The organism is Pseudomonas sp. 44 R 15 (genome assembly GCF_900004965.1).
GTDB classification, from domain to species: domain Bacteria; phylum Pseudomonadota; class Gammaproteobacteria; order Pseudomonadales; family Pseudomonadaceae; genus Aquipseudomonas; species Aquipseudomonas orientalis_A.
On sequence record NZ_CVTU01000021.1, the window covers coordinates 1 to 16,072 of the forward strand.

General features: G+C 60.4%; 16 protein-coding genes. 13 read left to right on the forward strand and 3 right to left on the reverse strand.

Annotated elements, in window-relative coordinates; genetic code table 11:
- A partial coding sequence (mnmD, locus tag BFP93_RS01430; protein WP_141687925.1) for a tRNA (5-methylaminomethyl-2-thiouridine)(34)-methyltransferase MnmD occupies nt 1-803 on the reverse strand: 803 nt, incomplete at its 3' end.
- A gap of 155 nt (nt 804-958) precedes the next feature.
- Here mnmD and pap point away from each other — a divergent pair.
- From pap to BFP93_RS01495, 13 genes are all read left to right on the forward strand, one after another.
- A complete protein-coding gene (gene pap / locus BFP93_RS01435) occupies nt 959-2,473 on the forward strand; it encodes a polyphosphate:AMP phosphotransferase (protein WP_065883298.1) in 1,515 nt (504 codons plus the stop codon).
- A 787-nt stretch (nt 2,474-3,260) separates the two neighbouring features.
- On the forward strand, nt 3,261-4,445 hold the full coding sequence (locus BFP93_RS01440) for a thiolase family protein (RefSeq protein ID WP_065891658.1): 1,185 nt from the start codon (nt 3,261-3,263) through the stop codon (nt 4,443-4,445).
- A gap of 485 nt (nt 4,446-4,930) precedes the next feature.
- A complete protein-coding gene (locus tag BFP93_RS01445; protein ID WP_240995392.1) occupies nt 4,931-5,452 on the forward strand; it encodes a fimbrial protein in 522 nt (173 codons plus the stop codon).
- A gap of 51 nt (nt 5,453-5,503) precedes the next feature.
- Nucleotides 5,504-6,064, forward strand: a complete 561-nt coding sequence (locus tag BFP93_RS01450) for a fimbrial protein (RefSeq protein WP_065891659.1) — start codon at nt 5,504-5,506, stop codon at nt 6,062-6,064.
- Between the two features lie 20 nt (nt 6,065-6,084).
- Entirely contained in the window at nt 6,085-8,688 is a 2,604-nt protein-coding gene (locus tag BFP93_RS01455) for an outer membrane usher protein (RefSeq protein WP_165386537.1), read from the forward strand.
- Nucleotides 8,685-9,446 carry a fimbria/pilus periplasmic chaperone gene (locus tag BFP93_RS01460; protein WP_065891660.1) on the forward strand — a complete coding sequence of 254 codons (762 nt, stop codon included), beginning with the start codon at nt 8,685-8,687 and terminating at the stop codon, nt 9,444-9,446. The genes BFP93_RS01455 and BFP93_RS01460 overlap by 4 nt, the downstream gene beginning before the upstream one ends.
- Before the next feature lie 17 nt (nt 9,447-9,463).
- Nucleotides 9,464-10,045, forward strand: coding sequence for a fimbrial protein (locus BFP93_RS01465; RefSeq protein ID WP_065891668.1), 582 nt, complete (start codon nt 9,464-9,466; stop codon nt 10,043-10,045).
- 10 nt (nt 10,046-10,055) lie between these two features.
- Nucleotides 10,056-10,538 carry a fimbrial protein gene (locus tag BFP93_RS01470; protein ID WP_065891661.1) on the forward strand — a complete coding sequence of 161 codons (483 nt, stop codon included), beginning with the start codon at nt 10,056-10,058 and terminating at the stop codon, nt 10,536-10,538.
- A gap of 28 nt (nt 10,539-10,566) precedes the next feature.
- A complete protein-coding gene (locus tag BFP93_RS01475; protein WP_065891662.1) occupies nt 10,567-11,046 on the forward strand; it encodes a fimbrial protein in 480 nt (159 codons plus the stop codon).
- An 11-nt stretch (nt 11,047-11,057) separates the two neighbouring features.
- Complete coding sequence (locus BFP93_RS01480) at nt 11,058-11,594, forward strand: fimbrial protein (protein WP_065883286.1); 537 nt, start codon at nt 11,058-11,060, stop codon at nt 11,592-11,594.
- A 37-nt stretch (nt 11,595-11,631) separates the two neighbouring features.
- The gene (locus BFP93_RS01485; RefSeq protein ID WP_065891663.1) at nt 11,632-12,600 is read left to right on the forward strand and encodes a fimbrial protein; all 969 of its coding nucleotides are present in this window, start codon (nt 11,632-11,634) and stop codon (nt 12,598-12,600) included.
- A 68-nt stretch (nt 12,601-12,668) separates the two neighbouring features.
- A complete protein-coding gene (locus tag BFP93_RS01490) occupies nt 12,669-13,625 on the forward strand; it encodes a fimbrial protein (RefSeq protein WP_065891664.1) in 957 nt (318 codons plus the stop codon).
- Between the two features lie 75 nt (nt 13,626-13,700).
- Nucleotides 13,701-14,654, forward strand: a complete 954-nt coding sequence (locus BFP93_RS01495; RefSeq protein ID WP_065883282.1) for a DMT family transporter — start codon at nt 13,701-13,703, stop codon at nt 14,652-14,654.
- A gap of 201 nt (nt 14,655-14,855) precedes the next feature.
- Here the strand turns inward: BFP93_RS01495 and BFP93_RS01500 are convergent, their stop codons facing one another.
- The gene (locus tag BFP93_RS01500; protein WP_065891665.1) at nt 14,856-15,713 is read right to left on the reverse strand and encodes an IS3 family transposase; all 858 of its coding nucleotides are present in this window, start codon (nt 15,711-15,713) and stop codon (nt 14,856-14,858) included.
- A partial coding sequence (locus tag BFP93_RS01505) for a transposase (RefSeq protein ID WP_218061226.1) occupies nt 15,710-16,072 on the reverse strand: 363 nt, incomplete at its 5' end. The genes BFP93_RS01505 and BFP93_RS01500, both read right to left, overlap by 4 nt.

Consider the following 16,072-nt stretch of genomic DNA (forward strand, 5'->3'; position numbering starts at 1 on the left):
CCGCCGATGACAATGGCGTGGCGGTCACCGCTGACCGGCGCCGGCCGTGCAAACCAGGGCTTGGCGCGTGCAGGCGCCGGACGGTCCTCGGGCCACCCCAGGAACTCCCCGCGCAGGATCTCCCACTTGTGACCAATGCCGGGCGTGCGTTTCATCTTGAACCCGGCGGCATTGATCAGCCGGCGTACCCAGCCGGTGCTGGTGAAGGTGCTGATGGTCGAGCCCGGTGCGGCCAGGCGCGCCAGTTCGGCGAACAGCTCGGCGGTCCACATGTCCGGGTTCTTCGCCGGGGCAAAGCCGTCGAGAAACCACGCATCTATTTGCGCGTCCAGCTGCGGCAGTTGCTCCAGGGCGTCGCCGATCAACAGGGTCAGGGTGACGCGGCCGTTGTCCAGCACCAGGCGCTGAAAGCCCTGATGGATGGCGATGTACTGGGCCAGCAACTGTTCGGCGTAAGGTTGCAGCTCGGGCCAGAGGGCGAGGGCGCGTTGCAGGTCGGCATGGCTGAGCGGGTATTTTTCCACGCTGACAAAATGCAGGCGTGCCCCGGCCACCGCCTGTTGGTCGAATAACTGCCAGGCACACAGGAAATTCAAGCCCGTGCCGAATCCGGTTTCGCCGATCACCAGGCGCCCGTCGGCCGGCAAGGCCGCAAAACGCGCCTGCAGGCGGTTCTGCTCAAGGAATACATAACGGGTTTCTTCCAGGCCCGACTGGTCGGAGAAGTACACGTCATCGAACACCCGCGAGTGCGGGCGGCCTTGGTCGTCCCAGTCGAGCTGGGCGTGGGTGATCGGGGTCATGGGGGCTCGTATAAATAACGGCAGGTTAAGACAAGGCGGCCATTCTAGCCGATCAACCGGTGTTGAATTGATCCACGGCAAGCGGCGGTTGAATTTCCTCCCGCGTGTCGTTGCCCAATCCGCTAGTCTTGAGCCATCTTGAAACGGAGCTGCCCATGTTCGAATCCGCCGAAATCGGTCACGCCATCGACAAAGACACCTATGACGCCGAAGTGCCGGCCCTGCGTGAGGCCTTGCTGGAAGTGCAGTACGAGCTGCAACAGCAGAAGCGCTTCCCGGTGATCATCCTGATCAACGGCATCGAAGGCGCGGGCAAGGGCGAAACCGTCAAGCTGCTCAACGAATGGATGGACCCGCGCCTGATCGAAGTGCGCACCTTCGACCAACAGACCGACGAAGAACTGGCCCGCCCGCCGGCCTGGCGCTACTGGCGACAGTTGCCCGCCAAAGGCCGCATGGGCATTTTCTTCGGCAACTGGTACAGCCAGATGCTGCAGGGCCGGGTGCATGGGCAGATCAAGGACGCGCGGCTGGACCAGGCCATCGCCGGTGCCGAGCGCCTGGAAAAGATGCTGTGCGACGAAGGCGCGCTGATCTTCAAATTCTGGTTTCACCTGTCCAAGAAACAGATGAAGGCCCGGCTCAAGGCCCTGGCCGATGACCCGCTGCACAGCTGGCGCATCAGCCCGCTGGACTGGCAGCAGTCCAAGACCTACGACAAGTTCGTGCATTTTGGTGAACGCGTGCTGCGCCGCACCAGCCGCGACTACGCACCGTGGCATGTGATCGAGGGCGTCGACCCGCATTACCGTGGGCTGACCGTGGGCAAGATCCTGCTCGAAGGCCTGCAAAGCGCGTTGAAGCAGGCCAGGGTCAAGGCCAGTGGCATGAACCCGGCACCGCTGCCGTCGTCGGTGGACCAGATGAGCCTGCTCAACAGCCTCGACATGAGCCTGCGCCTGGACAAGGACGATTACGAAGAACAGCTGATTACCGAGCAGGCGCGCTTCTCCGGCCTGATGCGTGACAAACGCATGCGCAGGCACGCGCTGGTCACCGTCTTTGAAGGCAACGACGCGGCGGGCAAGGGCGGGGCGATCCGCCGTGTGGCGGCCGCGCTGGACCCGCGCCAGTACCACATCGTGCCGATTGCCGCGCCCAGTGAAGACGAGCGCGCCCAGCCTTACCTGTGGCGGTTCTGGCAGAAGATCCCGGCGCGGGGCATGTTCACCGTGTTCGATCGCTCCTGGTACGGCCGCGTGCTGGTCGAGCGCATCGAAGGCTTCTGCACACCGGCGGACTGGATGCGCGCGTATGGCGAGATCAATGATTTCGAAGAGCAACTGCGCGATGCCGGTGTGATCGTGGTCAAGTTCTGGCTGGCCATCGACAAGGACACTCAGCTGGAACGCTTCAAGGCCCGCGAGGAAATCCCGTTCAAGCGCTTCAAAATTACCGAAGACGACTGGCGCAACCGCGACAAGTGGGACGACTACCGTGCGGCGGTGGGCGACATGGTTGATCGCACCAGCACCGAGGTGGCGCCCTGGACCCTGGTGGAAGCCAACGACAAGCGCTGGGCGCGGGTCAAGGTATTGCGCACCATCAACCGAGCGCTGGAAGACGCATTCGAGAAGACCGACAAGCACGACAAGAAGAAAAAGAAATAGCCTGGGCCTGACTCGGTCCACCTGTGGGAGGGGGCTTGCCCCCGATGGCGGTGGGTCAGTTGCAACTGCATCGACTGACAGCCTGCTATCGGGAGCAAGCCCCCTCCCACATTTGATTTGTGCACACTGGATAGACTGTATTCGCCGAAACCGACAAGCACGACAACGACGAGAAGAAATAGCCTGAGCCTGACTCGGTCCACCTGTGGGAGGGGGCTTGCCCCCGATGGCGGTGGGTCAGTTGCAACTGCATCGACTGACAGTCTGCCATCGGGGGCAAGCCCCCTCCCACATTTGATTTGTGCACACTGGATAGACTGTATTCGCCGAAACCGACAAGCACGACAACGACGAGAAGAAATAGCCTGAGCCTGACTCGGTCCACCTGTGGGAGGGGGCTTGCCCCCGATGGCGGTGGGTCAGCTGCAACTGCATCGACTGACAGCCTGCCATCGGGGGCAAGCCCCCTCCCACATTGGATTTGTGCACACTGGATAGACTGCATTCGCCGAAACCGACAAGCACGACAAGAAGAAAAAGAAATAGCCTGGGCCTGACTCGATCCAACTGTGGGAGGGGGCTTGCCCCCGATGGCGGTGGGTCAGTTGCAACTGCATCGACTGACAGTCTGCTATCGGGGGCAAGCCCCCTCCCACATTGGATCTCTGCGCATCAGGTAGACCTCACACAGGCCTCCATGCTTTTGCATCCATGCAGTGAATGATCATCGCGGGCAGCCGGGCCCGGCTCTATTCTCGATCCACAACCACAAGATCGAGGTAGCCCCATGCGTGAAGTAGTGATTGTCGACAGTGTGCGAACCGGCTTGGCCAAGTCCTTTCGCGGCAAGTTCAACCAGACCCGGCCCGATGATATGGCGGCCCATTGCGTCAACGCGCTGCTGGCCCGCACCGGCATCGACCCGGCCACGGTGGAGGACTGCATTGTCGGTGCCGGTTCCAACGAGGGTGCCCAGGGCTACAACATCGGGCGCAACGTGGCGGTGCTCTCGCAATTGGGCACGGGGACGGCGGGCATGACCCTCAACCGTTTCTGCTCGTCAGGCCTGCAGGCGATTGCCATTGCCGCCAACCAGATTGCTTCGGGTTGCAGCGACATCATTGTCGCCGGCGGCGTGGAGTCCATCAGCCTGACCATGAAAAGCGTCAACACCGACCACCTGATCAACCCGCTGCTCAAGGAGCAGGTACCCGGCATTTATTTCCCTATGGGCCAGACCGCCGAAATCGTCGCGCGTCGCTATAACGTCAGCCGCGAGGATCAGGACCTGTACGCCCTGCAAAGCCAGCAGCGCACCGCGCAGGCGCAGGCGGATGGGTTGTTCAACGATGAAATCGTGCCGATGGCGGTCAAGTACACAGTCGAAGACAAGAATACCGGTGAAGTGCAGGTGCTCGATGGCGTGGTCGACCGCGACGACTGCAACCGCCCCGACACCACCCTGGCCAGCCTCAGTGGCTTGAAGCCGGTGTTTGCCGAAGACGGTTCGGTGACCGCGGGTAATTCGTCGCAGTTGTCCGACGGTGCGTCGATGACCCTGGTGATGAGCCTGGAAAAAGCCCTGGCGCTGGGGCTCAAGCCCAAGGCGTTCTTTCGCGGTTTTACCGTGGCCGGTTGTGAGCCGGACGAGATGGGCATCGGCCCGGTGTTCTCGGTGCCCAGGCTGCTCAAGGCCAAAGGCTTGCAGGTAGCGGATATCGACCTGTGGGAGCTCAACGAAGCGTTTGCCTCGCAGTGCCTGTATGCGCGTAACCGCCTGCACATCGACAACGCCAGATACAACGTCAACGGCGGTTCGATCTCCATCGGCCATCCGTTCGGCATGACCGGCTCGCGGCAGGTGGGACACCTGGTGCGCGAGTTGCAACGGCGCAACCTGCGTTACGGCATCGTCACCATGTGCGTGGGCGGCGGAATGGGCGCAACCGGGTTGTTTGAGGCCGTGCGTTAGGCCTTGCTTGACGCTTGCAACACACGCTGACGGGGGGAGCTTTGCTCCCCCTTTTTGCATCTGTAGTTCAGCGAATGTCTCGGCTCGCCGGTCAAATAGTTAGTTGCAAAGCCGCCGTGAAGTTTATTGTTTTAAAGTGCATGTAGCCTTATTCTTACAGCTCTCTCCGTTGTTAAATAATTCTCATCTAACTTAGATGTAGGCCTATTCCTTCAGCTGTTTTTAAAGTTTTGGCAAATTGCCATAATTTTCCTGCAGGCATTGATATACAAGGGCTACGCCATTAAGGGAAAGAGCTGGCTTACGACTTCAAGTGTGCAGTGGATACTTGCCCGGCGTTGAGCGTGATCCTGAAATGCAATACAAGAAGTTGGAAAAGCACTTCAGGAACTCCCTTCGACGCATAGGTCAAACCGCTCTTTCAATCAGCCCTGCGCCAATCGGTGGCAAGGCTCTTAATGACACTTGTAAGTGGGAATCTGTAGATGAAAATCAAAATGAAAACTGTGCTGTTGTCTGTCGGTCTGCTGGCGGGTTCGATGTCGATGGCGCACGGGGCGGATGGAACGGTGACGTTTATCGGGTCGGTCCACTCGGGTGCCTGCTCAATCAAGCCTGACTCCGTCGACCAAACCGTTCGCCTGGGTGCGATTGCAAAGCATCAGTTGCAAGCGGGTGGCAAATCGGAAGCCCGACGCGTGCTGATCGAACTGGAAGGTTGCGACCTGGCCGGCCTCACTGACAACACTGTCACCACGACCTTCACCGGCGCGCCCTCCACGGTAGTGCCCGGCGCGATCGGTACGGTCGGCGGTGCGGGCAACCTGGGCATCATGATGACCCATGGTGGTGCCCTCGTTAAGTTGGGTGTTCCTACCGCCCCGCAAGTCATCAGCGTGGGTGATAACACGCTGGAATTCGGGGCTTACGTCCAAGGCGCCGCCACTGGGGACATCGTTCCCGGCGACTTCAGCGCGGTCACCAATTTCACTTTGGCTTATCAGTAAGTTTCACCCCCGCCACCCGGTGTGGCGGGGGGACGCTGACGGGAGATCCAGGTGAACACATTCATACGTCTGGCTATCGCCTCTTCATTAACGACACTCATCAGCCCTTGTGCCGTCGCCCAGGCGACTGCGCAAGGCGATGGGGTCGTGCTGCTGGGAGGGGAAGTGGTTGATTCCGCCTGCGGGCTGGAGCTTGCCAGTATCGATCAAACCATCGAGATGCCGCCCGAGCCGGTGGGGCGGCTGTTGCGCAACACGCGGGGCGAAGACCATCCCTTTCAACTGCGTCTGGTCAATTGCTCGTTGAGCCGCCCGGACCCTTCGCGCCCAGGTGCAAGCCTGCCGGATTGGGAACACATGCGCGTGACGTTCGAAGGCCCTACCGACAGGGCAGGGCTCTCCTTCGCAGTGTCTGGCGACTCCCAGGGGGTGGCCTTGCACATCATCGACGCCGCCGGCCAGGAAAGCCTGCCGGGGCAACGCATGGCGCCGGTTCCGCTGGCCGAAGGTGACATGACACTCAACTACCGGTTTTTCCTGGTCGGCAACGGCTTGCCATTGGTGGTCGGGGCTCACAGTGCCGCAGTGCGGTTCAAGTTGGAATACTTTTGAACAGTGATGGACAGGCTTGCATGTTGAATACGTCGAAGATCAAAAAAACGCTGCGTCCCGGGCTGTTCGGCGGGTTGATGTCACTGGCAGGTACGGCGATGGGCGCTGGGGATATCGAGTTCAATACCGACGTTCTCGACCTGAGCGATCGCGCCAATATTGACTTGTCTCAATTTGCGCGCAGTGGATTCATTCTGCCGGGCACTTACTCGATGGAAGTGCACCTCAATGCCCAGCCTATTGCTGAGCAATCGGTGGCGTTCTATCCCCCCGATAACGACCCCAAGGGCAGCCAGGCCTGTTTGTCGAGCAGTCTGGTCGAACAACTGGGGCTGAAAGTGTCCGCAGCCGGCCAACGGCTGTGGTGGAAGGACGGCGAGTGCCTGGATATAACCAGCTTGCCCGGCATGGAGGTCAGGGGTGATTTGGCCACCTCTACCCTGAGCATCAACGTGCCCCAGGCCTACCTTGAATACAACGCTATCAATTGGGACCCGCCTTCCCGATGGGATGAAGGGGTGCCGGGGCTGCTGGTGGACTACAGCCTGACGGCGCAGTCCAATTACCAGCGCAACGATGGCCGGCGGCAAAACCTCAGCGGCAATGGCACCGTGGGCGCCAATGCCGGTGCCTGGCGGCTCAGGGCGGATTGGCAGGGGCGTGTGGAGAGCGGTCGGCAGGAGGCCGCCGGCCCGCAAAAGCTGGAATGGAGCCGCTACTACGCGTATCGCGCCATTCCCGCGTTGCAGGCGCGCCTGGTGGTGGGTGAGAACTATCTGTATTCGGACCTGTTCGACAGCTTCCGCTTTACCGGCGCCGCGCTCAACTCGGATCAAAGCCAACTGCCCCCCAACTTGCGCGGTTATGCGCCGGAAGTGGTCGGTGTGGCCCGGACCAACGCCAAAGTCATCGTCAGCCAGCAGGGCCGTGTGCTCTACGAAACCCTGGTTGCGGCGGGCCCCTTTCGCATTCAGGACCTCAATGATGCGGTGACCGGCAAGCTGGATGTGCGGGTGGAAGAACAGGACGGTTCGGTGCATACCTTCCAACTCAATACCGCCGGCGTGCCTTACCTGACGCGCCCGGGCCAGGTCCGTTACAAGCTGGCAAGCGGGCGACCGTCCAACCTTCAGACGGGCTCCGATGGTGCCGTCTTCGGTACCGGAGAGTTTTCCTGGGGCGTGAGCAATGGCTGGTCGTTGTTCGGTGGCGGTATCACCGATAACAACTATCGGGCGTTATCCGTGGGCGCCGGGCGGGACTTGCTGGCGTTCGGCGCCGTCTCGCTGGATGTCACGCAGTCGCGTGCCAACGTATGGAACGAGACGCTCTCGGGCAAATCCTACCGCCTTCAATATTCGAAGAACTTCGAAGAGTACGACAGCCAGGTGACCTTCGCCGGCTACCGCTTTTCCGAGAAGAACTTCCTGAGCATGAGTGAGTACCTGGATGCCCGGCATTACGGGTTGAACGGCGAACTCGGCGGGCGAGGGGATTATCGCGACCTCAACGAGGGTTGGAAGCCTATCGGTGGCAGCAAGGCGCTGTACACGGTGACGGTCAACAAGCAGTTTCGTGACCTGGGCGCCACCGTCTACGCCAGCTACAACAAGCAAACCTACTGGGACCGGCCGGACACGCACCGCTGGAACATGTCGCTGTCGCGCTACTTCAATGTGGGCACGGTCAAGAACATGAGCCTGTCCCTGAACATGTACCGCACCCAGGAATATAATTACAAGGACAACGGCATGGCGCTGACGGTCAGCCTGCCGCTGGGGCGTACCGGCACGCTGTCGCTGGACGCCAATCGAGCCGCCGGCAAAAACGGCTTTACCTCGCGCTACAGCGATCGCCTCGATGAGCGCAACAGCTACCAGCTCAGTGCCAGCGACACCTCCGCCAGCGGATACCTGAGCCATATGGGCGACAACGTCGACCTCGATGTGAGCGCCAGCAGGCAGCAAGGCGGTTCCAGCAGCCTCGGCGTCTCCGCGCGCGGCGGTGCCACGCTCACGGCCCAGGGTGCGGCGCTTCATCGAACCACCAGTACAGGCGGCACCCGCCTGATGGTCGATACCGCCGGTGTGCCCGATGTGCCGGTGCGCGGTTATGGCGCGCCGACCCGCAGCAATGCCTTCGGCAAAGCCGTGATTTCGGACATCAGCAGCTATCAGCGCACTGCCGCCAGTGTTGATCTGGAGCGTTTGCCGAGCAATGTCGAAGCCACTCAATCCGTCACGCAATTGACCCTCACCGAAGGCGCGATCGGTTATCGCTCGCTGGATGTGATTGCCGGTGAAAAGGCCATGGCGGTGCTGCGCCTGGCGGATGGCAGTTCGCCGCCTTTCGGCGCGACGGTGCAGAACCTCAAGCAACAGGACACCGGCATCGTGAATGACGGCGGCGAAGTCTACTTGAGCGGCATTCAGGCCGGCGAGCAGATGACCGTCAGTTGGGGCGGGGACGCGCGGTGCCTGCTCACGCTGCCGGCCACTTTGCCTGCCGATGGTTTGACCGATGCCCTGCAACTGCGCTGCCAGCCGGTAGCCGCCGATCCATCCCTGCCCGAGCCCGCCGGGCTGTCCGGCACGCCTATCGATACGGAGAACACAGCCTCATGATGCCCACTACACGTCACCTCTTTCCAGCCTTCGCGCTGTTGGCCCTGGCCTTGAGCCAGAACGCCAACGCTGCCGTGGGCCTGGACCGTACCCGTGTGATTTTCGACGGTGGCAAAGACGCCACCAGCGTGAATATCACCAACAACAATACCCAGTTGCCCTATCTGGCCCAGGGCTGGATCGAGGACGAAACCGGCAAGAAAATCACCACGCCGTTGATTGTGCTGCCACCGGTCCAACGCCTGGAGCCGGGTAAACAAAGCCAGGTGAAGGTCCAGGCGTTGCCGGCGGCCAAGGCGCTGCCGCAGGATCGGGAGACGGTCTACTACTTCAACTTGAGGGAAATTCCGCCGCGCAGCGATAAGTCCAACACCCTGCAGATCGCGCTGCAGACCCGCATCAAGTTGTTCTACCGCCCACAAGCCATCGAGCCGAGCCAACAGGACTTGTCCAACCCGTGGCAGGAAAAACTGACCCTGACCCGTGAAGGCGATCAATACCGGGTGAATAACCCTACGCCGTATTACGTGACGCTGGTGGATGCGCGTGACAGCAAGGACGGCAAAACCGTGCCGGGTTTCGTGCCGCTGATGGTTCCCCCCAAAGGCACCCTGGCCTTGGGCAGCACCGCCAAGGCGTTGGGCAGCAGCCCTTATCTGGCCTATGTGAACGACTACGGCGGTCGCCCGCTCCTGGCCTTCACCTGCACGGGGGACACTTGCACAGTGAACCGGCAGGCCGCGCCGGCGAATGAGTAATGGTGCGGGAGAACGTCATGACGTCGCAAAAAGTGAAAGTGCTGGGCGGCCTGTTATGGGCCTTGGCCATGGGCGCACAGGCCGCGGACGAGGAGGATATCGAAGGCATGAGCGGCATGCTGAATGTGCTCGGGTCCATGCACGAGTCGCCGTGCAGCCTGGAAATGACCTCGCTGCACCAGACCGTCGATCTGGAGGCCGTGTCGACCAGCCAGTTGCAACGGCCCGGTGACCAGGCGACGCCCAAGGCGTTTCAGCTGCGCTTCACCGACTGCCTGCGCACCGCCGGTCGTATACGCAATGAGCGTACGGGCAACCTGACCTGGAGCGCTTACCAACCGGTGCTGTCGGTCACGTTCGAGGCGCCGGCCGATGCCGACGATCCACGCCTGGTCAGAGTGCAGGGCATTACCGGCATGGGCCTGCAGTTGACCGATGCCCTCGGTCGCGACGTGCAGTTGGGCTCAAGGGGCCAGCCGCTGTTTTTGCCCGTGGGCCGCAATACCCAGACCTGGCATGTACGGCCCACGCGCACCGCTGCGCCGTTGACCAGCGGGGCATTCAGGGCGGTGGTGGATTTCAGGCTCACTTATGAGTAAGGGTGCAACGATGGCTAAATCAATCGGCTTGATCGCCACCGGCGTGTTGCTGGCGGTCAGCCAGGGCCTGCAGGCCGACACCAATTTGACCATTCGCGCGGTGATCATCGCGCCCCCGCCGTGCGTCATCAACGGTGGCAGCACGCTCGACGTACCGTTCGGCAATGACCTGCTGACGTCACGGGTCGATGGGGTCAATTACCGGCGAGGGGTGCCGTATACCGTCACCTGCGATTCGCCTTTCAGCAATGCGTTGAGTCTGGAGCTCAAGGGCACGGCGGCGGCGTTTGACAACCGCGCGCTCGCCACCCGCAAGGCGGACCTGGGCGTGCGGCTGTTCGTGAATGGCGCTGACTGGCCGCTCAATACCGCGGTGAATTTTACCTACCCCAATTTTCCCGTGGTGCAGGCGGTGCCGGTCAAACGTGCGGGCAGCCAGCTGACCGGCGGGGCCTTCGACGCGACCGCGACCCTGGTGGTCGATTACCAATGATGGTTACCGATAAAAAGAGGAACGACCCATGACAGCTTGGCAGCCGCGAGCGCTACTCGCCCTGTGTGCCATCGGCCTGTGCAGTGGCGCGTCGGCCAACTTGACGTTCAGTGGAACGCTGAACGAACCGCCTCCCTGCACGATCGATGCGGGCAACACCATCGAGATCGACTTTGGCGATGTCGGGGTAAAACGCGTCGATGGGGTGAGGTATCGCAGAGGCGTCGGCTACGTCATCAATTGCGGCGCCGACACCCTGCCGTGGGCATTGAAGCTGAGCGTCAACGGCACGCCCACGGCGTTCGACGGTTCAGCGGTGCAGACCAGCGTGCCTGCGTTGGGCATCCGGGTTTTTCAGAACAACCTGCCATTTGCACTCAATACGCCCATGGACATCACCTTGTCGTCACCGCCGACCCTTGAGGTAGTGCCGGTGCAACAGCCCGGAGCAACGTTGCCTCCCGCCAGGTTCACGGCGGTGGCCACGTTGTTGGCCGAATACCAGTAGGAGCTTATTCGATGCGATATCAAAGGGTTCAACAGGCAGGCCTGGCCGTTCTGCTCGCCGTCGGCCTGACCCCCGTGGGGCAGGCGGCGGACAATCTGCGTTTCAAAGGCAATCTGGTTGAAGAGGCCTGCACCCTGCGCCCCGGCGACGAGGCCATCACGCTGGAACTCTGGGACCTCACCAGCAAGTACCTCTATATCAACACGCGCTCGGTGGGTAAGCGTTTCAAGCTGCACCTGGAAGACTGCGATACCACGATCGGCAACTCGGTGACCATCACCTTCGGCGGTACGGAGAACAGAGAGCTTCGCGGCTTGCTCGCGCTGGACGGTGGCAGCGGTGCCTCGGGCATTGGTGTCGGCATGGAAACCCTGAGCGACAAACCCTTGCCCTTGAATACCGTCAGCGACAAACAGGTGTTGAGCGACGGCAGCAATGCCATCGAACTCAAGGCTTACGTGCAGGGCGAGCCGACCGCCATCAAGGATCAAACCATCGGGCACGGTGCCTACACGGTGACCTCAACTTTTACGCTGGACTATCCATAGGCTTTGGCTGGGGAGAGCAGAGCAACGAGAGATTAAAATGAAACGACTTTATGGCGCTATGGTGCTTCTTGTCCTGCTGAGTGTGGCCACGACCGTACGAGCGGCTGATTGCCGCGTTAATGGCGGTGGGTGGCAATACGTTGGCGACGGTGGGATTCTCAACCTGCAGGTCCCTGTCACCGTCCGAGTAGGCTCGGACAGCACTCGCCTGATCCTTGAAGGTGCATGGTTGGAGTGCCGATTCACTCCTTCGCCTGCCCACCCTACACGCATAGACTTTTGGGGAACCTCTGCACAGGCCGGCCCCCCTTGGGTGCCCGGCCCGAAGTTTACCCGGCAGGGTACCGGCTTACGTATCAACGGCGCGTTTTATAACACCCCGGTGCCGTTCGATATTCGGATCGCGACCATGCCAAACAACGGTGGGGGGTATCCCATCAATATAGCCCCCTACATTTTGCTGCGTAACGATCCGAGCAACCCTATCGAGGTTCGGATAGGGGATACCCTGGGCGCGTTGAACCTCCAGCAGACCAATAATTACAGTTCGGGAAGTACACGGCTGGTGCTCACGTACACGGCCGCGAATAACTTCGGCATCTCTCCATCCACCTGCACGATCAATAACAACAATCCGATCAATATCGACTTCGGCCCCGTCAACCAGCGAGCCATCGGGACTGACCCGCTGACAACATCCATCGTCAGCAACCGCAGGCTCACATATTCCTGCCCGCAAGGCGGTATTAATACACCCATCACCATCACCTACAAAGGCAGCCCGTCGTCATTCGATTCACGTGTGTTGCAGATGAACAATCCGGACGTGGGCACGGCTCTCGTCCGCGCGGGTTCAGCGGTACCTGTGAATGGTTCGTTCCTGACACATATCAGCAACAGCACAGGCGGGGACGATGTGACGTTTGCTCTCGTTCGACGCAACGGGTCGCTGCCGGCCGCCGGAGCCGTCAGCGGGAGCGGTGTGCTGGTGATGGGAGTGCCCTGATGCATAAGACCACGCCCGCTAGCACAGGGGGATACGCACTTTTTTTCAGATGTTCGAGAGAGTTCAAGATGAAACGACTATTTGGCGTCATGGTGGTGCTTGCCCTGACGAGTGTGAGCATGACGGCAATTGCCGTTGATTGCCGCATTAATGGCGGCGGGTGGATTACCGGCAATCCCAACATGCAGGTCCCGGTCACGGTGACGCTGAGTGCAGACCGTACCCGGATCATGATGGAAGGGGCGCGTCTGGAATGTCGGTACTCTCCAGGGCAGGGCCCGGCGTGGGGAGAGGACTACTGGGCTACCGGGAACGCGTCAGGCACACCTTGGACGCCCGGGCCGAAATTCAGCGGCCAAGGGACTGGCTTGCGCATCAATGGGTCGTTCTACAATACCCCGGTGCTCTCTGGCTTGAGAGTAGCGACCATGCCCAACAACGGGGTGGCTTACCCGATCAATATCACCCCGTACATATTGGTGCGTAACTTTCCGTCCAATCCGATCAGTATTCGGGCAGGCGACAATTTGGGGCTTTTGCGTCTTACCAGTTCGAACAATTGGGACGCCAGCCGACCGCAGCTGACCCTCACCTATACCGCCGCCAACAACTTCGATATTTCCCCATCAACCTGCACGATCAACAACAACACTCCCATCGAGATCAATTTTGGCAATGTGCATCAACGGGGGATAGGCACCGACCCGCTGACAACGTCCATCGTCAGCAATCGCAGGCTTACCTATTCCTGCCCGGACGGCGGTATCAACACACCCATCACCATCACGTACAAAGGCACCCGCACCGGGTTCGATTCGCGCCTGCTGCTGATGACCAATGCCGATGTGGGTACGGCCCTGGTGCGTAACGGGGCCGCCGTACCGGTCAACGGTTCGTTCCTGACCCGCATCACCAACAGCTCGGGCGCCGATGACGTGACGTTTTCCCTGGTACGTCGAGCCGGCTCGCTGCCGTCCGCCGGCGCCATCAGCGGCAGCGGGGTACTGGTGATGGGCGTGCCCTGAACACAGCGTGATACCCAAAGCGCACCGCATGCCCCTAGAATGCCGGTTCCACTTCCTCTGGCATCTGGGGCACTCATGCACATCTCTTCGGGCCGCTGGGTCTACGGTTTTCTCCTGACCCTGTTGACCGCGCTGCTCTGGGGCATTCTGCCGATCAAGCTCAAACAGGTACTGCAGGTGATGGACCCGATCACGGTGACCTGGTTTCGCCTGATCGTCGCGGGCAGTTGCCTGTTCATCTATCTGGCGTTCACGCGGCGCTTGCCCAGCCGCCGGGTACTTGGCCCCAGGGGCGGCTGGCTGGTGGCGATGGCCGTGTGCGGGCTGGTGGGCAACTACGTGTTGTATCTGGTGGGTTTGAAGATGCTCAGCCCCGGTACCGCGCAACTGGTGGTGCAGATGGGGCCGATTTTCCTGATGATCGCCAGCGTGTTTGTGTTCAAGGAGCGTTTCAGCCTTGGGCAGGGCGTGGGGTTGGTGGTGTTGATCATCGGCTTCGGGCTGTTTTTCAACCAGCGCCTGGTGGAACTGCTGACATCGATGGGGACTTACACCGCCGGGGTGCTGACGGTGCTGCTGGCGACCACCATCTGGATGTTTTACGCCTTGGGTCAGAAGCAGTTGCTGACGGTGTGGAATTCGCTGCAGGTGATGATGGTGATCTACCTCTCATGTGCGGTGTTGCTGACGCCTTGGGCGCACCCGTTGGAGGCGCTGCAACTGAGCCCGCTGCAAGGCTGGCTGCTGCTGGCGTGCTGCATGAATACCCTGGTGGCCTACGGCGCCTTTGCCGAAGCGCTGGCGCATTGGGAGGCGTCGCGGGTCAGTGCGACCCTGGCCTTGACGCCATTGGTGACCTTTGTGGCGGTGGCACTGGCAGCGTGGTTGTGGCCGGAGTTTGTGCAGGCCGAAGCGATCAACGCGTTGGGGTATTTTGGCGCGTTGGTGGTGGTGATGGGCTCGGCGATGGTGGCGTTGGCGCCTTCGCTGGTGGCGGGGCTCAAGGCTCGGCGTGCGCGGTTGGTCTAGGGGTATGGAGAGCCAACTGTGGGAGGGGGCTTGCCCCCGATGGCGGCCTCGGGGCTGGCCGGGATGTTGGATTGGACCGAGTACATATCCGTTTCTGCGGTAACGGCCACTTAGGGTTCCGCCCTGACGGCGGGTCACTTTGGAAAAGCCCCAAAGTAACCATGGACTTGCTCCCTCAAAACGTACGCCATAAAGCGAGCGTTAAGCAGTTTGCTTCAGTTGCTTTGCGTAGTCATTAGGTGAGCTGTATCCCAGCGCCGAGTGCAGCCGTGTCGGGTTGTAAAAACCATGGATGTAGCTCGCGATAGATGCGTGAGCCTGTGCTTTGCTGGGATACACACCGGTAGCTTCTTCCTTCTTGAGTGTGGCAAAAAAGCTCTCTGCTACAGCGTTATCCCAGCAGTTGCCCTTACGGCTCATGCTTTGCACAAAACCCCTGTCCAAGATCATGCTGCGAAAACCGCTGCCCGTGTATTGCCGACCTCTATCAGAGTGAAAAATTACACCCTGATCAACTGGTGTATTCGTCCAGGCGTTCAAAAAAGCCTGCTGCACCAGACCCTCAGGCATCCGTTCCGACAGGCTGTAACCGAGTACCTGGCGTGTTTGGATACTCAGCACCACGGCCAAATATAGCCACCCCTGACGCGTCGAAATATAGGTGATATCGCCCACCCACGCGGGAGTTGGGCTTGTCACAGAAAAACGTCGTTTCAACACGTTGTCGGAAATTGGCTGGATATACCGATTATCCATCGAGTGTTTGAACCGAGCCTTGATTTTCCCTCGCAACATTTCTTCTCGCATCAACCGGGCCACTCGCTTATGCCCAACTGAAAAAGATCGGTTATGAAGTGCCTTGACCATCCGCGGGCGCCCATAAGTGCCGCGACTGGCATGATGAATCGCACGAATTTCCAGGCGAATTTCAGCGTCTGGATCAGGACGTTCCCGGCGTTTCAAATAGCCGTGAAAGCCCGACACCGAGACCTCCATCACTCGACATAACAGCCTGACTGGAAAGTGAGTCCGTTCACGGGCGACGAAGGCGTATCTCAGTTGGACTCTCTGGCAAAGAACGCCGTCGCTTTTTTTAGGATTTCTCGCTCCATTTTGAGCGTGGCATTTTCAGCTCGAAGCCGAGCCAGCTCGCTTTCCAGGTCAGAGACCGGATGCCGGGCAGGAGAACTGAGAGGACGCCCGTTGCGTGCGGCGTCCAGCCAATTACCTAAGGTTTTGACCGAAATATCCAACTGTCGAGCTGCTTCTCCTCGACCAATGCTTTCAGCGAGTGTCACTGCCTGAGCTTTGAAGTCGTCGGTGTAACTGCGGCGGGTTTGCTGTGACATAGGTGCCTCCAAGGTTGCGATTAAAATATCGCTTCTTGGCGTCCGCTGCGAGGGAACAAGTCCACCAAA